The sequence below is a fragment of the Gluconobacter vitians genome, from assembly GCF_015244565.1.
Classification (GTDB): domain Bacteria; phylum Pseudomonadota; class Alphaproteobacteria; order Acetobacterales; family Acetobacteraceae; genus Gluconobacter; species Gluconobacter vitians.
This window is the reverse complement of sequence record NZ_JABCQG010000028.1, coordinates 1-19,971: the sequence shown is the minus strand read 5'-3', so window position 1 is coordinate 19,971 and position 19,971 is coordinate 1. Positions and strand designations below refer to the sequence as shown.

17 protein-coding genes and 1 pseudogene are annotated in these 19,971 nt (G+C 60.4%); 13 read left to right on the top strand and 5 right to left on the bottom strand.

All coding sequences use genetic code 11. The features are described 5' to 3' along the window. Nucleotides 1-255, top strand: a pseudogene (locus tag HKD24_RS13775) (IS5/IS1182 family transposase); the annotation flags it as partial. Nucleotides 256-593: 338 nt separating this feature from the next. Here HKD24_RS13775 and HKD24_RS13770 read toward each other — a convergent pair. Together HKD24_RS13770 and HKD24_RS13765 are read right to left on the bottom strand one after the other, a co-directional pair. Then, a complete protein-coding gene (locus tag HKD24_RS13770; RefSeq protein ID WP_194260786.1) occupies nt 594-1,895 on the bottom strand; it encodes a Zn-dependent hydrolase in 1,302 nt (433 codons plus the stop codon). Between the two features lie 10 nt (nt 1,896-1,905). Beyond that, nucleotides 1,906-2,334, bottom strand: a complete 429-nt coding sequence (locus tag HKD24_RS13765) for a VOC family protein (protein WP_141353830.1) — start codon at nt 2,332-2,334, stop codon at nt 1,906-1,908. Nucleotides 2,335-2,511: 177 nt separating this feature from the next. Here HKD24_RS13765 and HKD24_RS13760 point away from each other — a divergent pair, with 177 nt between their 5' ends. After that, the gene (locus HKD24_RS13760; RefSeq protein ID WP_141353832.1) at nt 2,512-3,387 is read left to right on the top strand and encodes a LysR family transcriptional regulator; all 876 of its coding nucleotides are present in this window, start codon (nt 2,512-2,514) and stop codon (nt 3,385-3,387) included. Between the two features lie 181 nt (nt 3,388-3,568). Then, the gene (locus tag HKD24_RS13755; RefSeq protein WP_194260785.1) at nt 3,569-4,897 is read left to right on the top strand and encodes a CapA family protein; all 1,329 of its coding nucleotides are present in this window, start codon (nt 3,569-3,571) and stop codon (nt 4,895-4,897) included. A 7-nt stretch (nt 4,898-4,904) separates the two neighbouring features. Here HKD24_RS13755 and HKD24_RS13750 read toward each other — a convergent pair whose 3' ends face one another. Continuing rightward, nucleotides 4,905-5,795 carry a LysR family transcriptional regulator gene (locus tag HKD24_RS13750; protein WP_194260784.1) on the bottom strand — a complete coding sequence of 297 codons (891 nt, stop codon included), beginning with the start codon at nt 5,793-5,795 and terminating at the stop codon, nt 4,905-4,907. Nucleotides 5,796-6,049: 254 nt separating this feature from the next. Here HKD24_RS13750 and HKD24_RS13745 point away from each other — a divergent pair, with 254 nt between their 5' ends. Genes HKD24_RS13745 through HKD24_RS13710 form a run of 8 tightly spaced genes read left to right on the top strand, consistent with a single transcriptional unit; the run spans nt 6,050 to nt 14,493 of the window. After that, the gene (locus tag HKD24_RS13745) at nt 6,050-8,557 is read left to right on the top strand and encodes a TonB-dependent receptor plug domain-containing protein (RefSeq protein WP_194260783.1); all 2,508 of its coding nucleotides are present in this window, start codon (nt 6,050-6,052) and stop codon (nt 8,555-8,557) included. 50 nt (nt 8,558-8,607) lie between these two features. Then, nucleotides 8,608-9,849 (top strand): MFS transporter, encoded by a 1,242-nt coding sequence (locus HKD24_RS13740; RefSeq protein WP_194260782.1) that lies wholly within the window; start codon nt 8,608-8,610, stop codon nt 9,847-9,849. Next, nucleotides 9,846-10,487: a 5-oxoprolinase subunit PxpB gene (gene pxpB, locus HKD24_RS13735; protein WP_194260781.1), complete on the top strand. Its 642-nt coding sequence runs from the start codon at nt 9,846-9,848 to the stop codon at nt 10,485-10,487. Before HKD24_RS13740 ends, pxpB begins: the two co-directional genes overlap by 4 nt. Then, nucleotides 10,484-11,455 carry a 5-oxoprolinase subunit C family protein gene (locus tag HKD24_RS13730; protein WP_194260780.1) on the top strand — a complete coding sequence of 324 codons (972 nt, stop codon included), beginning with the start codon at nt 10,484-10,486 and terminating at the stop codon, nt 11,453-11,455. Before pxpB ends, HKD24_RS13730 begins: the two co-directional genes overlap by 4 nt. Nucleotides 11,456-11,489: 34 nt before the next feature. After that, nucleotides 11,490-12,254: a LamB/YcsF family protein gene (locus HKD24_RS13725; RefSeq protein ID WP_194260779.1), complete on the top strand. Its 765-nt coding sequence runs from the start codon at nt 11,490-11,492 to the stop codon at nt 12,252-12,254. 25 nt (nt 12,255-12,279) lie between these two features. Beyond that, nucleotides 12,280-12,732 carry an acetyl-CoA carboxylase biotin carboxyl carrier protein gene (locus HKD24_RS13720; RefSeq protein ID WP_141353849.1) on the top strand — a complete coding sequence of 151 codons (453 nt, stop codon included), beginning with the start codon at nt 12,280-12,282 and terminating at the stop codon, nt 12,730-12,732. After that, complete coding sequence (gene accC / locus HKD24_RS13715) at nt 12,725-14,095, top strand: acetyl-CoA carboxylase biotin carboxylase subunit (RefSeq protein ID WP_194260778.1); 1,371 nt, start codon at nt 12,725-12,727, stop codon at nt 14,093-14,095. Before HKD24_RS13720 ends, accC begins: the two co-directional genes overlap by 8 nt. Beyond that, nucleotides 14,092-14,493, top strand: coding sequence for a hypothetical protein (locus HKD24_RS13710; protein WP_194260777.1), 402 nt, complete (start codon nt 14,092-14,094; stop codon nt 14,491-14,493). Before accC ends, HKD24_RS13710 begins: the two co-directional genes overlap by 4 nt. Before the next feature lie 10 nt (nt 14,494-14,503). Here the strand turns inward: HKD24_RS13710 and HKD24_RS13705 are convergent, their stop codons facing one another. After that, nucleotides 14,504-15,067: a winged helix DNA-binding protein gene (locus tag HKD24_RS13705; protein WP_194260776.1), complete on the bottom strand. Its 564-nt coding sequence runs from the start codon at nt 15,065-15,067 to the stop codon at nt 14,504-14,506. Between the two features lie 75 nt (nt 15,068-15,142). Here HKD24_RS13705 and HKD24_RS13700 point away from each other — a divergent pair, with 75 nt between their 5' ends. Further along, nucleotides 15,143-17,233, top strand: a complete 2,091-nt coding sequence (locus tag HKD24_RS13700; protein ID WP_194260775.1) for a hydantoinase/oxoprolinase family protein — start codon at nt 15,143-15,145, stop codon at nt 17,231-17,233. Then, the gene (locus HKD24_RS13695; RefSeq protein ID WP_194260774.1) at nt 17,233-18,801 is read left to right on the top strand and encodes a hydantoinase B/oxoprolinase family protein; all 1,569 of its coding nucleotides are present in this window, start codon (nt 17,233-17,235) and stop codon (nt 18,799-18,801) included. Before HKD24_RS13700 ends, HKD24_RS13695 begins: the two co-directional genes overlap by 1 nt. Before the next feature lie 48 nt (nt 18,802-18,849). Here the strand turns inward: HKD24_RS13695 and HKD24_RS13690 are convergent, their stop codons facing one another. Continuing rightward, nucleotides 18,850-19,794: a hydroxyacid dehydrogenase gene (locus HKD24_RS13690; protein ID WP_194260773.1), complete on the bottom strand. Its 945-nt coding sequence runs from the start codon at nt 19,792-19,794 to the stop codon at nt 18,850-18,852. Nucleotides 19,795-19,971: the final 177 nt, after the last annotated feature.

Sequence of the window (19,971 nt, the reverse complement as noted above, 5' to 3'; positions counted from 1 at the left end):
CAGGGCTTTGTCTCCAAGGTTCATCGCAAAAAGCCGCATCTCAAGCCCATGCCCCGCCATATTCAGCGCTCCAATGCAGGGAAATCAGTGATCCGCTCCCGCGGCGAGCATGTCTTTGCTGATCAGAAATCGCAGACCGGGTTGTTCGTCCGAACCGTGGGTATTACCCGGGCCACCATGCGGATCGGCCTGGCCAATATCGTCTACAACATGCGCCGCGTACTCTTCTTCGAAAGATTGATCGCGAGCGCGTAGCCGTCCAGCGGGGGACAGCCCCCAATCCGCTCAAAGCGCAGACCGGATGCCATCGCAAAAACCGTCAATCAAAGCGCCAAAACCCAGAAATTACCGGCCAAGCACATCAATCAACGGTTCTTCGATCCCTCCACGTGGTGAACTTCATCCTGCCGGAAACACGCGAAAAAGTCTGGAAACTACTACTCAAGCTGATCGGGCGTGACCCTGCCCCCAAGCGGCTACATGCGCCGAACTGCACATTGTCAGCGCAGGGAAGGGTCATAAGATGTTACGGAATTCGACCTCGTAACCCTTCCCATACGATCCTGAATGATGGGCCTGAAACGCTCCGTCATTCAGGTCTCAGATCCTGCCCGTTTGCGCAGAAGGTGTTCCAGCAGGCGCACCCCCTGCATGAAGTCATCCATCTCCATGCTTTCATCCGGGTTATGGCTTCCATTGCGGTTGCGCACAAACAGCATTTCCGTAGGCACACCCTGCATGGCAAATGTCGCCGCATCATGTCCGGCACCGCTTGCCATCGAAACGAAAGGAATATCCAGCGACGCTGCCAGAGTCCTTGCGTCGGCCTGCAACGCCGCGTCCATCACGGCGGGCGCACTGCGGGTCCTTGGTCCCAGTTCCACGCGGACATGATGGTCCCGTTCAACACGAAACGCCTGTTCGATGACAAGTCCATTCATCCGTTCGAGAAGCGCTTCATCCCGGGAACGGATATCAATCACAAGCTCCAGCCTTCCGGCAACCGCCGCAAAATTCCCCTGTGTCTCGTCGGTCCGGCAGACGCCGAACGTCAGGGTCATCTCTTCTCCCTGAGCTTCCGCTTTTATCCAGGCATCATGCAGAGCAGTCATCATGCTGGCCCCGGCCATCACCGCATCTGAACGGAAACAACGCGGCGTCGCCCCGGAATGGGCATACTGCCCATGAATGACGGCCGAGCGATACCGCGTGCTACCGCAAATCCCGGTCACGATCCCCACCGGAACATCCGCTTCCAAGAGAACAGGCCCCTGCTCGATATGCAGTTCGACGAAACAGTCGATTTTCGCGGCATCCAGAACCGGCGCCTTTCCGCACAGATCGGGACTGGCGCCGCAGTCCTGCATATGATGCCGCAGGCTCAGACCATCGTCGCTTCGCGGAGTTTCGAGCGCGGAGGGCTCAAGCAGCCCGAAAGCCGTCCGGCTTCCCAGATAGGACAGTGGAAACCACACACTTTCTTCCGCGCGTGTCACGATCAGCGTCGTGTCCCGCTCAGGCCGAAAACCCACTTTCGCCCAGGCGCAGAGCACCAGAAGACCCGCCACGGCACCCGCCGCCCCATCAAAATTTCCGCCACATGGAACAGTATCGAGATGCGACCCCGTCATGACGACTGAAAGGGTCCGGTCGCGCCCGGGAAGCGTCAGATAAAGATTGGAAGCCCAATCACGACGCATCTCCAATCCGTATTGCGCTGCCACCTCCATGAACAGGGCATGGGCGAGATTTTCTTCCCGTCCGTAAGACGGCCGCGTCATGCCACGGCCGTCAAAACCGATCTCATGCAGACGACGGAAAAGATGGCACCCGAGATCGACATCCGCCACAGGCCCCGTCATATGGTCTGCTTCGGCCTGGCTGAAACAGGACATGAGCACTCCTTTACTGCTTGGCGAAAAGCTGCTGCATGTTGGCAAAAGCTTTGAATTCCAGCGCATTCCCTGCCGGATCGCAGAAAAACATCGTCGCCTGCTCGCCCGGCAATCCCTCAAAACGGATCTGTGGTTCCATTCCAAAAGGAATGCCATGACTGCGAACACGCTCCGCCAGAGCCTTCCAGTCTTCCATGTCCAGAACAACGCCGAAATGAGGGATAGGCACGTTATGTCCGTCTACGGCGCCCGCACCTCCTTCACCGCGAGCGCGACAGGCATCGGGGATCAGATGTGTGACAATCTGGTGCCCGTATAGATCAAAATCGATCCAGGCTTCTGTACTCCGCCCCTCGGCGCATCCGAGAACAGTTCCGTAAAAGGTCCGGGCGGCTGCAAGATCATTGACCGGAAATGCGAGATGAAACGGATTAACCATGACTGCACCATGACTTTTCTGGAAAAATCCGCTGATATCATATTCGCTGTCGTAACAATCATGCGAATATATGACTTCAGAAGAAGGTAAATCCGATGTCTGATATCTTTCGCTGCGTTATGCTGTGCAATCCGGTCGCCTTCCGACTGCCCCAACAGACCCTTCGGAGATCCAGTCATGGACACCCGCTTCCTCGAAAGTTTCCTGATCGTCATCGAACAGGGGTCGCTTGCGGGGGCGGCACGCCAGCTCCGCCTTACCCCTGCCAGCGTCGCCCAACGGATCCGCACCCTCGAAGACGAAATAGGCTGCCCAATCGTCCAGCGCGACGGGCGTAACGTCCGTCCAACGGAACAGGGCCTGGCCATCATCGAACAGAGTCGCGCGATCCTCACGAGCGTCCGGGATCTGTGCGCCATTGCCGCGAGTGACAAACCCGTCGGGACACTGAGGATCGGCGCGATATCAAGCGCGGCGAACGGCCTCCTCCCCCCCTATCTGAAACGCTTTTTCGAATGTTTCCCCGAAATCGAACTGCATATTACCCCCGGTTCCTCATCCGGGCTGCATAATGCGGTTCTGGACGGCAATATCGACGCAGCGTTTATCGTAGAGCCACCTTTTGAAATTCCAAAAACTCTGGTCTGGCAGACACTCCGGTCCGAGCCTTTGGTCGTGCTGGCCCCGGAAGCCATTCAGGAAACGGACCCCCACGAAATTCTCCGAAACCATCCTCTGATCCGCTATGACCGGATGCAATGGGGCGGGCGCCTCGCTGACGAATATCTGCGCAAATCAGGCATCTGGCCCCATGAACGCCTTGAACTCGACTCACTGGACGCCATTGCCATCATCGTCAGTCAGGGAACAGGTGTCTCGCTTGTCCCTGACTGGGCACGTCCGTGGCCCGCAGGCGTCCATCTGAAAAAAATCCCGCTCCCAGCCTCTGCTCCCTGCCGAAATCTGGGCTTTCTGATCCAGCGGAACTCGCCGCGTCTCAGACTATTCAACCGCCTGCTCGAAATTCTTCAGAAGCCTCTTCCTGCCTCCTAAGAGCCAATAGTTTTACCCTTATCCTAGAAAAGAACGGTTTTTCCTTATCGTGAAAATAGGAAAACCATCACCGGAAAAAGTCTCTTGAAACTGGACACATTATGCATCTTCGATAACCATACCGGCACAGAAATGCTTTTCTCAAAGCACCAATTTTTCAACTAATTTTCCGGACCGCCTGATGAAGATCTGCCTGACGGGTGACAGTATTCTCTTTCGGCAACTCAACAGCCGCACTGACCCGGGACTGTCGCCCCTTTTCGACATGATCCGCGCTTGCGACGTTTCGTTCACCAATCTTGAACTCGTCCCCAATGACTTCATAGGCGATCCAGCCCTCGATATGGGAGGTACGCATTTTGGCGCCTCATCCCGGGTTCTGGACGAACTGAAAGAGGCAGGTTTCGACCTTTTTGCGGCAGCAACCAATCACTCGCTGGATTACAGCATCTCAGGCCTGCGCAAAACACTGGACGAACTCAACCGCCGGAATCTGCGTCACGCCGGGATCGGCCTTCATCTGGAAGATGCCAGACGCCCAACATATTTTACACATCCTACAGGTACGGTCTCCATGCTGTCCTGCACTTCCACCTTCGCCAGAGGACAGGAAGCAGCCATGCAGACGAGCGTGATGCAAGGACGTCCCGGCATCAACCCGTTACGCTACAGCACGATGCACCACGTTTCCGCCGATGAGATGACATCCCTGAAGGAAATCTACCGGAAATTGGGATTGCAGCGGGTCAAGGACGACAAAATCCAGCTTGGTTTTGCCTTTCCCGCCCCAGACGGAGTTCTCGCCTTTGAAAACCTGAACTTTCAGGTCGGTCAGGAAACGAAAGTCACCACCACCCCCAACCCGACGGACACGCAGGCCCTGCATCGCTGGATCGCAGAAGCACGGATGGTTTCCGATACGGTCATTCTGAGCATTCACGCGCATGAAAGCGGCTATAACGCCAGCGGGGAACTGGACGTGGAAATTCCGGCGGATTTCCTCGTCACCGCAGCCCGTCAGGCGATCGATGCCGGTGCGGATATTGTTGCCTGTCATGGACCACATCTGTTGCGGGGCCTCGAAATCCATAACGGCAAACCGATCTTCTACAGCCTGGGCAACTTCATAGGGCAGAATGAGCTCGTGGAGCGCCTCCCGATCGAATCGTATATGGCGAACCGCGTAAGTCCCGACCTGACGCCCCATCAGCTCTACAAGGCCCGCAGCAACAACGACGTGAAAGGTTTTCCAGCCGAGACACGCTTCTGGGAGACCATCATGCCGATCGGCACCTATCACAACGGAAAACTACAAAGTCTGGAGATCCATCCAGTCACACTTGGTCTGGGTCAGGCGGCCCACAGGCGCGGGGTGCCCTCTCTGGCCCACGGAGAAGAAGGGCGGAAAATTCTGGAAAAATTTGCTGCTCTGTCCACGCCCTTCGGGACCGGCTTTCAGAAGAGCGGAACCGAGGATGATCCGGTGCTTCTGTGGCGCGCCACAGCCTGAAGGCCTTTCAGGATATGCGTGACTGAGGGGGGATATTGCTTCGGGACGCCTCATCCAGATGCCGGATCAGGACTTTGCACCCCTCGGTCATTCTGCCACGCAGGGTCATGACCCCCACTTCCCGCCCGATCTTCTGATCTCCCAGCGGCAGAATGCGGATATTCGGCACAACGCTGACCGCGAAGATATAGGGCACAATCGAGCACCCCATATTGTTGGCAACCATTTGCAGGATCGTGTGAAGTTCTTCAGTCTCGATGACCTCATGCGGAGCAATGCCCTGCGTTCTGAGGAACCGATCGAGCGTACGTCCTCCAAATGAACGGCTATCATAACGAATGAATGGCTGTTCCTCGAGGATCCGCCGCCAGTCCGCCCCTTCGACATGCGCAGGAACGACCATGACATAATCCTGCTGCACGACAGGGTGCCACTGCATGTACGGCATCAACCCGAAAGGCGGTCGCACGATCAACGCGGCATCGAGTTCACCCGCATCCAAACGATCCAGCAGCCCCATGGAAATCCCCGGAACAATCCGCACTTTCAGGTCCGGGAGTTCAAGATGCAGGCCTGCAATGGCCGGAGCGAGCAGGCTGGTCTGAACAGTTGAAATGGCGCCCACCCGCAGCAGTTCAGCCCCTGGCCTGAGCCGTACAGCCCCCCGTAACGCCTCGAAAGACGAGAGGATATCGTCCACCTGACACAGGATGAGGCTCCCCGCTGCCGTCAACGTTACGGACCGGCCCGTACGTTCAAAAAGATCGTAGCCGAGCTCTTCTTCAAGCCGCCGGATCTGGGCGCTGATCGCCGACTGCGTCACCCCGATCGCCTTGGCTGTTGCGGCAAAACTCTCCGTCCTGGCAGCAACGACAAATGTTCTGAGTTCGGGAATCATGACTCGACAGACACAAAAATTTTCTCTCGTTAAAATTTTTGCTCATTTTTTTTGTCCATTCAAGCACTGCCCGCGTCCCTGCAGCCAGCGAGCATAGGATCGAAACAATCTGTTTCCCGCACAATTCAGCAGATAAGAAAAATCTGTTCCTTGAGAAAAACATTTTAGTTGTTGTTCCGTTATATGTGTGATTTGCTCATGAAAAGCATATATTCGGATGACCAGCCGCATACAGGCCGGAAAAGGGGATGCCCATGAGCAAGTGTTTTGGACCTAAGGCTTTCCTGATGTGTGGCGCGGCCCTGAGCTCGCTCGTGTCGTTCTGTCCGCCCGCACAGGCCGCCTCCGCCAAAGCGACGACACAGGCACAGTCCGCGCACAAACTGCACCGACGGGTCGCGAATTCCTCTGCGCGCGTCACCGCGCGCCCTGCCAGACCATCCCCTCGCAGGACATCCATCATTTCGAGATCAGATCCGGAAGAGATGCGCGTCACCGGGACGGCTTCCACTGGCCAGTCCGTGATGAACCCGTCCACCCCGGTTCACGGCACCACACAGGTTACGGTTGTGTCCGGCAGCCAGCTTCTGGCTACAGGACAGACCAATGTCATGCAGGCCCTCGCCCAGGCCTCGGCATCCATTACGTCCCCGCCACAATCCGGCGTCGGAAACAGTGGCTTTATCCAGACCATGCAGCTTCGCGGCCAGTCCGCCGATGACACGCTAATCCTCGTTAACGGACATCGCCGCCATATCGGCGCAAATTTCAACGCCAATGCCGGTCCGAACTGGGGCACCGAACCCACCGACATCTCCCTGATCCCGATTTCGGCGATCGATCATATCGAAGTTATTACCGAAGGTGCTTCTGCCCTTTATGGTCAGGATGCGCTGGCAGGCGCCGTCAATATCGTCCTCAAGCAGCGCACCCATGGCGGCTCCATCAATTTCCAGAACAGCGGCTTCTATGCCGGTGACGGACAGGCGCTGAACGGTTACGCGGACTGGGCCACAGCACTAGGCAAAAACGGAGGCTATCTCGATCTGGCAGCACAGGTCACCCATCAGCTTCCCACCAATCGCAGCGGCCTTTTTGTTGGACAGCTCTATCCGGTCGGCGATTCCCGCAACGAAACAGCCAGCCGTGATGTGCAGCGCGGCCTCGGAATTCCGAAATCGACGCTGGAAACCATCAGCGAAAACATGGCGATCCCGCTGAACGAAAACCTGAGCCTCTACAGCACTTCGACCTTCAGCCATCGCAAGGCTCATGTTGCCGAAACTTACCGCAGCGCCGGAAACAGCCTAACGAACATCAATCTCTGGCCCAATGGCGCGCAGCCCTATATCGGGATGGATCAGTACGACTTCGAAACAGACAACGGTATCAAGGCCCATAAATTCGGTTTCGCCTGGGACGCCTACGTCAATTACGGCCGTGACGATCAGGCCTATTCCACCCTCGACAGCAACAACATATCTCTGGGTGACGCCAGCCCGCGCGACTTCTATGATGGTAAGACCATCACGTCCCAGCTTTCCACAGGCCTGCGCGGATCACGCTTCTTCCACACCTCATGGCTGCCCAAGCCGATCGCCCTGCGTTTTGGCGGAGAATACCGGCGTGACACCTTCCAGATGACGGGAGGCGAAGAAGCCTCGTGGACCGGCTTAGGCGCAACCGATCATGCCGGTAACGTCCCGCTGGCCGTAACCAATCGCGGACGTGACATCTATGACGGCAACGTCAATCTCGATTTCTACGTCACCAAAAAATGGGAATGGTCCCTGGGTGGCCGTGCGACGAGCTACAGCCATCTCGCCACTGTAACCACCGGCTCGATCGGAACCCGCTACAACTTCAATAAACACTGGGCCGTCCGCGCCAGCATCAATACCGGCTACCGCCCACCCACACTGGGCCAGACCTATTATTTCTATAATGCGCCCTTCGCCAACTACGCAGTGGACCAGCTTCCCAACAGCAGCGCCGCCGCAAAGGCGCTTGGAGCAGGTCATATCAAGGGTGAATATTCCCGCAACTACACCATCGGCATCGATGCCAGCCCCCTCAAGGACTGGAACGTCACAGGCAATCTTTACTACATCGCGATCAACGACCGTCTGGCCAGCACAACAACCCTCGGTGGTTCAGGTGTTGCCGACATTCTTGCCGCATCTGGCCTGAATAACGTGACCTACGCATCTTATTACACCAACCCCGTCAATACCCAGACCTTCGGTGGAGACATCGACACCAACTACACCCTGCACACCAAACGCGCCGGTACGTTCCGCTTCGACTTCACGTTCAATTACTCCGACAACGAAATTCGCAGCCGCAACAAGACACCTACCGTTCTGGCAAACATGGGCCTGTCCACGTTCAACACTTATGCCGAAGAGATGCTTCTGCACTCCGCGCCCAAGAACCGTGAAAACCTCACGGTCAACTGGAACTACGGCAAGTGGAACGTCATGGTGCAGGAACAGCGCTACGGCTCCATCATCTTCCTCGCCAGTCCGACCGCCGCTCCAATGGAACAGCGCCCGGCCTTCCTGACCAACATGTCCGTCAGCTACAAGATCCTGCCGAAATGGAGCGTCACGGTAGGCGCAAACAATCTCGGCAACAAATATCCGACCCGCGTCCCCAAGGCGACCGCAGCACCACTCTTCAACGAATACAAATACGCCTACTACTCGCCTTACGGCTTCAACGGCGGCATGTACTATATCCAGACCGGTCTGACTTTCTAAGACTTTTGCAAAAAAGACCGACTAAGATCCACCGGAAAGAGGCGCATTTCTTGCAGACAGTTCCAGAAGATCGCCGGCCTTTCCGGTTCGTCATATACGCCCTCACCATCGCCATGTGCGTGATCTGCTACGGAGACCGGGCCGCCCTGTCCGTAGGCATGCCCCAGATCGCCCATGAATTCGCCCTCACACCAGGGGAAACCGGCTGGGTTCTCTCCAGCTTCCTCTGGTCCTATTTCATTCTCAATCTGCCCAGCGCGATCCTTCTGGACCGCTTCGGCGTAAGGATCATCGGCGCGGCCGCCGTAGCCCTGTGGTCGCTCGCCATGATTCTGGGCAGCCTGACCGCCACCGTCCCCGCCTTCATCGCCACCCGGATCCTGCTAGGCATCGGAGAGGCCCCCACCTTCGCACTCGGTAACAAGGTCGTCCGTGCGTGGGCTCCCCTACACGAACGCGGCCTGATGATGACCGCCTTTATCGGTGGCATCCCCATCGGGCTGGCCTGCGGTGCCGCATCGGGCGGCTGGCTGATTGCCCATTATGGCTGGCGCCCAGCGTTTTCGCTGCTCGGCGCGCTGGGTCTGGTCTGGTCCGTGGTCTGGCTCCTGACCCATCCGCGCCCGGCACGCGGCACACAGGCCTCATCCTTTTCCCTGATTTCGGTGCCGACCCTGTTCCGCTCTTCGGCTTTCTGGGGCATCGTAATCGCGCAGTGCTGCGCCAATTACGCCAACTTCCTGCTGATGTCCTGGCTGCCAATCATCATGCGCCAGACCCTGCATCTCGGCACCGCCCAGTCTGGAGCGTACACGGCCTGCTGCTATGTCGGCGCGGCCATTCTCTCGATCACGGCAGGAAAGGTTGGCGAAACGCTCGTTCGCGGATCTAACCTTTCTCTGGGAGGACGGCGCAAGGTCGTTTGCCTGTATCTCGTTCTAGCGTCTTCCATGGGGTTTCTACCGCTCTGCGAAACGGCCACGACCATCATTCCGCTCCTCGCCGTCTCCATGGCTTTCATGGCAGGCGGCACGGGAGCCAACATGGCCCTTCTGGCGGACCTGCTTGTGGAAGATGAAGTCCTCGGTTCCGCGACCGGCCTGACCCTGACCTTCTCCAACGGTCTCGGCATTCTGGCCCCGATCATGACCGGATACCTGCTTCAGGCCACCGGCAATTTCCACGGCGTTTTCTACATTACGGGCGTCATCATCCTGTGCGGCGCGCTGGCCGCTGCCCTCCTTCCCCGGCGGCCATTCCATGGCCGCTCCCAACCGGATCAGACCGCATGACCCGTATTCACATGGCAGGCGCGGGCGGCCTCCTGCTGGACGCCGCCGACGGCCCGTTCAGCGACACGACACAGCGCCGCATCTGGGCCACCAGCCGCGAACTGAACACCCGGCCGGACGTCCTGCAGACGATTCCCGGCGTCAACAACCTTCTCGTCACGTTCGACGCCGTACAGACTGACCCTTCCGCCATGGAAAAGCTGCTCCGGACCATCTGGACACAGGCCTCCGCCGACGAAGTACCGTCCCGCGAAATCGTGGTGCCGGTCGTCTATGGCGGTGAATTCGGTGAAGATCTGGCGCTCGTCGCCCGCTTCGCTAACCTGACGGAAGAAGAAACCATCAACGCCCACATGGCCGGACGCTACAGCGTTGCCGCCATCGGCGCCATGGCAGGCTTCGTATACCTGACCGGACTGGACGCGCGTCTGGCCATTCCCCGCCGCGACTCCCCGCGTCTGCGGGTGGAGGAAGGAGCCGTGGTCATCGGCGGTGGCCACGCCGGCATGATGCCCTGCACCTCGCCGTCGGGTTGGCATATCCTCGGCCGGACGGATCTGTGCCTGTTCGACGCCTTCCGTCCCGAGCCCGGCCTGCTGCGGCTGGGCGACACCGTCCGTTTCGTGAGGGCCTCATGATCGAAATCCTGACCGGCTCCTCCCTCAACACCATCCAGGATTTCGGCCGTCCTCACGCCATGGCCATGGGTGTGGCGCAGGGCGGTGCGATGGACCGTCTGGCCCTGAGCCACGGCAACCTGCTTCTCGACAATCCGATAGACGCTGCCGGGATCGAGATCGTATTTTTCCCTTTCCGCGTGCACTTTCACGCCGAGACGTCCTTTGCCGTCACTGGTGCCGCCTGCCCCGCCACGCTCGACGACCTGAAACTCCCGCGCGACTGGGCCATCACCGCCAAACCAGGCCAGACCCTGACACTCCGCGCGCCGGAACAGGGCGCCCGGGCCTATCTGACACTCCGGGGCGGTCTGGACGTTCCCCCGGTTCTGGGGGCACGCTCGACGGATCTCAAAGGTGGCTTCGGCGGCCTTGAGGGGCGCGCCCTTCAGAAAAGCGACCGCCTCTCCTGCCTTGCAGCCTCCACACTGCGCATGCCCGCCACAGGCTACGGCCTTACGCGCCCTTGCCCGCTTCCCCCCGCAAACGGCACCCGGATCCGCGTCCTGCCCGCCGCCGAACACGACGTCTTCACGCCCGAAAGCCTGAAAACATTCCACGCCACAGCCTGGACCCTGACCCCCAGCGCAAACCGCATGGGCTATCGGCTGGAAGGGCAGGACGCCCTGAAACTCTCGCGGCCGCTCAGCCTGTTTTCCCACGGCATCCTGCCCGGAACCGTTCAGGTGCCGCCCGCAGGCCAGCCGATCATCCAGATGATGGATGCCAATACCTGCGGCGGCTATCCAAAAATCGCCACCGTCATCGCGCCGGACCTGCGCCTGCTGTCCCAGACAGTCGTCGGCGCACCCGTCCATTTCGAAACCATCACGCGCGATGACGCAGTGCAAATCATCCGGCAGGAGGCTGCAGATCTGAAGCGCCTTGCTGCCGATATCGCCACACTCCGCACACAGCTCGTTTTCTGATGCCCTGTAATTGCATGTCCGGGAGTTCCAAACCATGACCGTCAAAACCATCGACCTGAACGCTGATCTCGGCGAGAGCTTCGGCCATTACACAATGGGCAATGATAGCGCGATGCTGGACATCGTGACCTCCGCTAACGTCGCCTGCGGCTTTCACGGCGGCGACCCGGAAGTCATGGCCGAGACCTTCCGTATCGCACGCGAAAAAGGCGTCTCTGTCGGCTCTCATCCCGGCTTCCCGGACCTGTGGGGCTTCGGACGCCGCGTCATGCCCTTCACGCCCGCGCAGATCGAACGGATCGTGGCCTACCAGATGGGTGCGGCCCAGGCCCTCGCCACCTATTCGGGTCATCGCATGACCTACATGAAGACCCATGGTGCACTGGGCAACCTGACCGAACGCGACCCCGCCGTCGCCGAGGCCATCGTCAATGCGGTCAAGGCTGTAGACCCGAACCTTCCCATCATAGCCATCGCCCTGAGCCATCTCGAACGCATTGGGCGCGAGCGGGGCCTGACCGTGTTCTCGGAAATTTTCGCGGACCGCGCCTATACGGAAGACGGGCATCTCGTGTCGCGCAAGGAACCGGGAGCGGTCCTGCATGATGCCGATTTCGCAGCCGCCCGCGCGGTCCGAATGGTTCAGAACGGCGCCATTGAAACCATCTCCGGCAAAATGCTGCCGACCCGCATTGATACGATCTGCGTCCATGGCGACAACGCGGAATCCGTGGACGTCGCCCGCAAGGTCCGCGCGGGCTTCGAAGCTGCCGGCATTGCCCTGCGCGCCCTGACCTGAAGCAGACCGGAAGACAGACCGTCCCATGATCCCCGATCTCAAGACCCTTGATGCCCTGATGGCCCGGATGCAGGCGCTGGGCATTACCGAACTCGACTATTCCCGCGACGGCGAACATATCCGCCTGGTCCGCGGGGAACAGGACAACAGCCCAGGGTCGACGAGTCCGGCCCCGGCGGCCGCAGCCGCTACGCTTCCCGTCCCCGAAAAAGCCTCCACGCCGCCCAAAGCCGAAACAACAATCGACGCCCCCATGCACGGCCAGTTCTACGCCTCTCCGGCACCGGATGCGCCGCCCTTCGTCAAAGCTGGCGACATCGTAGCGGAAGGACAGCCGCTTTATATTCTCGAAGTCATGAAAACGCTCTCCCGCATCGAGGCCGAATTCCCCTGCCGGATCGTCACCGTGCTGGCCGCGAATGCAGACGCTGTTTCCCCCGGAACGCCGCTCTTTACCGTGGAGCCACTCGATGCGTGAGCCCGCGGTGTCCGTCCCCCGTCGTGTCCTGATCGCCAATCGCGGTGAAATCGCCCTGCGCATTACGCGCGCCTGCCGCCTGCTCGGCCTGCACAGCATCGGCATCCATTCCGAAGCCGATGCCAGCCTCGCACATCTGCGCCTCGTGGACGAAACGATCTGCATCGGCCCGGCAGCGGCATCCGGCAGCTATCTGGACGCTGCCCGCGTCCTGCGCGCCGCCGAACTGACAAATGCCGACATCATCCATCCCGGCTACGGCTTCCTGTCCGAAAACGCTGATTTTGCCGAAGCGGTGGAACAGTCAGGTCGTACGCTGGCAGGCCCCACTGCCGCTATCATGCGGCTAATGGGCGACAAAATCAGCGCCAAACAGCAGATGCGCCGCTCGGGCGTCCCATGCCTGCCCGGTACGGAAGACGCCCTGCCGACCGACCTGTCCGAAGCCCAGACGATCTGCGACGCCATTGGCTACCCGCTGATCGTCAAGGCGGCGGGCGGCGGCGGCGGGCGCGGCATGCGCGTGGTGATGATCGCAGCAGACCTCCGCGACGCTATCGAAACGGCCCGTGAAGAAGCAGGACGCGCCTTCGGCAATCCGTCGGTCTATGCCGAACGCTTCCTCCAGCATCCCCGCCATATCGAAATTCAGGTTCTCGCCGACAGGCAGGGCAATGCCGTCTGGCTCGGCGCGCGGGACTGCTCCATCCAGCGCCGTCACCAGAAACTGGTCGAAGAAGCCCCAGCCACCGGCATCGACCCGCTGGCCATCGCCGAACTGGGCGAGCGCTGTGCAAACGCCTGCACGCTGATGGGCTATACCGGCGCAGGCACTTTCGAGTTCCTGTATGAAGACGGTGCGTTTTCCTTCATCGAGATGAACACACGGCTTCAGGTCGAACACCCCGTTACGGAAATGACGACCGGCATCGACATTGTGCGCGAGCAGCTCTTGATCGCGATGGGAGACCCCCTCTCCTTCACCCAGGCCGACATCCGCACGCAAGGCCACGCCATCGAGTGCCGCATCAACGCCGAAGACCCCGAGAGCTTCCGCCCGGCCCCCGGAAAAGTCCAAAGCTGGCGTGCGCCCGGCGGCCCCGGCGTCCGTATCGATACGCATCTCTATGACGGCTATGTCGTGCCGCCGAATTACGACTCCCTCATCGCCAAGCTGATCGTCCACGGCACGGACCGTACGGATGCCCTCAACCGCATGCATGCTGCCCTTTCGGAAATGCAGATCACCGGCATCGCCACCACCACACCGCTACATCTGCGCCTGATGAACGAACCCGGCGTCCGCGAAGGCGGTGTCAGCGTGCATTATCTCGAAGCCCTCATGCGAAAGTCCGCACCATGACTTTTCTTGAAGACCTTCTGAACGACCTGCCCGAACTCGTTGACCGGATGAGACGTCACGACGTCCGTCATGTCTCTCTGAAAAATGGGGCGGGTGCGCTTGCCCTGACATTGACCCCCGCACCGACCAGCAACCCGGAGCAGACGCCCTCTATTTCCTACCCAGCAAAAGCGGAAGATACGCCCGTTCCCAGCCCCGAGATGGGCGTGTTCCGCTCAAACGGCCTGGACGCAACCCACCCGGTTCGCTCCGGCGAGATAATAGGATTTGTCGAGGCAGGCCCCCTCCGCCTGCCCCTCACAGCTACAGCGGACGGCACACTCGGCCCAGCACTGGTCGGGGAAGGCGGCGTCGTGGGCTATCACGACGTGCTCTTCCGGATTCACCCGGATGGCTGAGACGCCGCGGTCAGAGAGACGCGGCGGAGCGGGATGCCTGTTCATAAAATCCCGTCAGCACACGCAACGCCTTGGCGACCTCGGCAATCGTGACATCCCCGACTTCCCGGTTCTGGGGAATATGCTCCAGCAGGCAGATCCGACGAAGACGAGCGTATTCGAGGCAGACGTCGCGCCCTTTTTGTGTCGTGCTGACAAAAACCTCCTTGCCCCGGCGCTCACGCTGGATCAGCGCGTGTTCGTCGAGCTTCTTCATCGCGTAGTTGAGGTAATGCCTCTCGGACAGATTCAGGGTGAACATCAGATCCGAGATGCTTTTCTCCCGGTTCCTGTGATTGACACTGTGCAGGATGAGCGTGTCGAGCGCCGAGAGATTCGGCAGACCCGTCGCCGCCATCCCCCTCGCCATCCAGCGATGAAACGCATGGTTCACGACAGTAAGGGCAAACTCGAACTCGCTCAGATCCTCATTTCCCGGAACGGCGAGATGCGACGACGACACGATGAAGGCCCGTTCCATATCCGCAACATCTGGCATTACTGGCGCGCGGCTTCCGGCTTTTCCAACTTTCATGGCTCGTCCTCTCCGTCAGCCAACATCTCTTCCCGATATCCTATTGCACTCTAACCCGATACGGAAAACACAGGCATGGTCGACAGTTCACAAATCCGTCTCGCCGCTGATATCGGCGGCACATTCACGGACGTAGTCCTCCAGACACCTCAGGGACGTCTGACCCGCAAGGTCCTCACCACGCCAGCTGCTCCCGAAGAAGGAGTCATGAGCGGCATCGGCCTCGTGATCGAAGATGCCGGACTCCGCTTTCCGGACGTGACGGTCTTCGTACATGGCACGACGCTTGCGACAAACGCCATCATCGAACGCCGGGGCGCCCGCACGGCCCTCATCGGAACGCAGGGCTTCCGCGACATTCTGGAAATCGGCACCGAAAGCCGCTTCAACCAGTATGACCTGATGCTGCAAAAGCCCAGCCCGCTCGTCCCCCGCGACCTGCGCTTCACCGTCCCCGAACGCATGGACGCCCGCGGCACCGTTCAGCTTCCCCTGGATGAAGCCGCTGTTATGGCTCTCGTGCCCCAGCTTCGCGACGCTGGCGTCGAGAGCATCGCGGTGGCCTTCCTCCATGCCTATGCCAATCCGGCCCACGAACGCCGCGTACAGGCGCTCCTTCAGGAGGCCATGCCGGACATCACTATTTCCATTTCAAGCGACGTCTGCCCTGAAATACGGGAATATGAACGCACCTCCACCACAGTGGCGAACGCCTATGTCCAACCCCTGATGGCAGGCTATCTGGGGCGCTTGCGGGAAGCCCTTGACGCCAAGGGGTTTGGGGGTGCGCTCTATCTCGTCACCTCCGGCGGCGGCCTGACCGCGCTGGAAGCGGCGCGCCAGTTCCCCGTCCGCCTGGTGGAATCCGGCCCGGCGGGTGGTGCGATTTTCGCCGCCCAATGCGCCGAGCGTCTGGCCGAAAACCGCGTCCTGTCCTTCGATATGGGCGGCACAACCGCCAAGGTCTGCCTGATCGAAGACGGCGAACCCGCATCCTCCCGTTTCTTTGAAGTAGACCGCACGGCCCGCTTCATGAAAGGCTCCGGCCTGCCTCTGCGCATTCCCGTGATCGAAATGGTCGAAATCGGCGCGGGCGGCGGCTCCATCGCCCATCTGGATGCGATGAAGCGCGTCGTTGTGGGGCCGGAAAGCGCATCTTCCGTTCCAGGCCCCGCCTGTTACGGGCTGGGGGGCACGCGCCCCGCCGTTACGGACGCGGACGTGATGCTCGGCCTGATCCGCCCGGAGAATTTCGCGGGCGGCAGCATCCAGCTCCAGCCGGATCGCTCGGCCGAAGCGCTTCTGACCGATATCGGCACCCCGCTTGGGCTGTCGGCAGAAATGTCCGCCCATGCGGTCTATGAAATCGTGTGCGAAAACATGGCCAGTGCGGCGCGCGTCCATGCCGCCGAACGTGGCGCCGTCATCGGCGACCATACCATGATCGCTTTCGGCGGCGCAGCCCCGCTTCACGCCGCGCGCGTCGCGGAAAAGCTTGGAATCCGGCGCCTCGTCATTCCTTCGAACGCAGGCGTCGGCTCTGCCGTGGGCTTCCTCGCCGCCCCCGTCTCGTTCGAATTGGTTCGTTCCTTCCCCATGCGTCTGGACGACAGCTTCAATTCAGCGGAAGTCTCGGCTCTACTCGACGACATGACGCAGGCCGCGCACAGTATGGTGCAGGACGACGCCCGGACGGAAACGCTTCACATCCGGCGCGCAGCCTTCATGCGCTATGTGGGACAGGGACACGAAATCATCGTCACGCTGCCCGACGGCGCCATCAGCAGCGACCATCTCTCGGCCCTGCGGGACGCCTTCGAAGCGGAATATGCCCGTCAGTTTGCCCGCGTCATCCCCCATGCCGCTGTCGAAATCCTGAACTGGTCCGTCAGCGTCTCAACCACCCCGCGGAAATACCCGCCATTCAAGGCCGCCCCGGCCCTGCATGACGCAGTCTCCGCCGACATCCGGAAACTTTTCGACGGCGCGACCGGCACGCATGTCGCCCTCCCGGTCTACGAACGGATGGACATGGGACCCGGCAGCCGTGTCCCCGGCCCGGCCCTGATCGCCGAAAAAGAAACCACGACCTACGTTTCCTCCCGCTACACCGCCCATCTGGACGGCAGCGGCAACATCATTCTGGACATGAAGGACGCCGTCTGATGAGCGCGCACTCCCATAAGGAAATCGACTTCCAGATCATGTGGAACCGCCTGATTGCCGTGGTCGGCGAACAGGCCCAGGTTCTGATCCGCACCGCCTTCAGCCCCATCGTCCGCGAATGCGAGGACATCTCGGCCGGTATTTTCGACCTGCAAGGCCGGATGATCGCGCAGGCCGTGACGGGCACGCCGGGCCACGTCAATTCCATGGCGGAATCCGTCGGCCATTTTCTGCGTCACTTCCCCGTCTCGACCATGAAAGAGGGCGACGCCTACATCACGAACGATCCGTGGATGGGAACGGGGCATCTCAACGATTTCGTCATCACGACCCCGGCGTTTCACAAGGGCCGTCTGGTCGGGCTGTTCTCCTGCACGAGCCATCTGATGGATATCGGCGGTCTGGGCAACGGGCCGGAAGCAACGGACGTCTTCATGGAAGGCCTCTCGATCCCGATGCTCAAGCTGATTGATCAGGGACAGGTCAACGAGACGTTGATGGCCATGATCCGCGCCAATACGCGCCTGCCGGTGGATACGGAAGGCGATACCTACTCTCTGGCAGCCTGCAATGATGTCGGCGTCCGCGCCCTGTGCGACATGATGGACGAGTTCCATCTCGACAGCCTCGAACCGCTGGCCGATTTCATCATCGAACGCTCCCGCCAGGCCGTCCTCGACAAGATAGCAGGTCTTCAGCAAGGCACATGGTCCCATGAAATGACCATCGACGGCTACAATGCCCCGCTCACGCTCAAGGCAAAGCTCACGGTCGAAGAGGGACGCGTCAGCGTCAGCTATGACGGATCCCCGCCGGCTGTCGGGCGCGGGATTAACGTCCCGATGGCCTATACGCGCGCCTATACGGTCTTCGGGCTGGCCTGCGCGATCTCGCCGGATGTCCCCAACAACGCAGGCTCACTGGCTCCCTATCACGTCGAGGCACCAGAAGGTTCCGTCCTGAACGCCCAGCGCCCGGCCCCCGTTTCGTCGCGGCATGTCATCGGACAGATGCTGCCGGACATGGTGTTCGGATGCCTCCGCACGCCCCTGCCCGAGCGCGTTCCGGCAGAAGGCACATCCTGCCTGTGGAACATTGCCGTGCGCGGACAGTGGTTCCCCAAGGGAGCAACCACGTCCCAGACCTACGCGCTCGCCATCACGACCAATGGCGGCACCGGGGCCCGGCCCGGCCTGAACGGCCTGTCCGCCACGGCCTTTCCATCCGGCGTGCATGGCACCCCGATTGAAATTGCGGAAATCCAGTGCCCGCTCATTTTCTGGGAAAAAGAACTGCGCGAAAATAGCGGCGGTCTGGGCCAGACAAAAGGTGGCGACGGGCAGATTATGAAGATCGGCACCACCCAGAAACAGCCCTTCGAGCTGCTGGCCGCATTTGACCGCGTCGATCATCCGGCACGTGGCGCACTCGGCGGACAGGACGGCGCGGCAGGTAGGGTCGAAACCGCCTCAGGCCGGAAGCTTGCAGGCAAAGGCCTTCAGGTTCTGGAAGCGAACGATGTTCTCGTCCTCATGACACCGGGCGGCGGCGGCCTCGGCGCTCTCTGAGAGTCTTCCGCACCCTTCCCGAAACGGAAGGGCGCGGAACTCAACTCTTCAGAGACGGTGCGGCGGCAGACGTCCAGCAAGCGCGTCCTGAACCTGCGACGCACACAGCATGGCCATACGGCGCAGCGCCTGTTCCGTCGTCGCACCGATATGCGGCGTCAGAACCACATTCGGCGCCCTTAACAACGGATCATTCGCCAGCGGAGGCTCGGGTGACATCACGTCCAGCCCCGCTCCGCCAACATGCCCCGTCTCCAGAGCCTTCGCCAACGCAGGACCATCCACTTCCCCGCCACGGCTGGTATTGATCAGAACCGCGCCTTTCTTCAGGCGGGACAGCGCCTGAGCGTCAATCGTGGGCTGACCGCTCCCCTGCGCCGGACGATGCAGTGACAGCACATCCGAGACGCCCAGAAGATCTTCAAGGCTCTCCGCCCGCTCTACACCCGCGGCCTCAAACACTTCGGCCGGAACGCTCGGAGACCACGCCACGACATGCATTCCCAACCCGTGCCCCGCAACCTGTGCGACATGCCGGGCAATGGCGCCGAACCCCACGAGCCCGATCGTCCGTCCGTGCAGTTCCGTGCCGTTGTTCGTATAACGAAACGCCCAGTTCCCCTCCCGCACGGCACGATCCGCCTCGCACAGACGCCGCATGACCGCCAGCAGAAGCCCGATCGTCATTTCCGCAACGGACCGACTGTTGGTATTAGGTGCATTCGTCACCAGAACGCCCCGTTCCGCGGCGGCAGCCTTGGCGATCCGGTTGGTACCGGAGCCGTGACAGGAAATGATTTTCAGTTTCGGCGCGGCGCGCAGCGCCTCTTCGCTCAGTCCCAGATCGCGCGTAATCACTGCATCCGCGTCGCCGATTTCGCGAATCACCGCCTCCATCGAGGGTTCCGTGGCATAACGGGTCGTGATGCCGGCCTCGTTCAGACAGGTTACGGCATCAGGATGGATCTGTTGTGTAATGAAACACAAACTCATAGTGCTGGTTTTCCAAGGTAAAGAAGCGCAAGGGGGAATGATGGCATACCGCTCCCGCTTGTCCATGCCCAAAAGCCCCTTCACGCAACCACGGGAAGCTCCCGAATGGAGTACTGATGCGACAGCACACTCCCGGTCCGCGGGTCAGACAGCTCGACGGTAAGGCTCTCCGTCCTC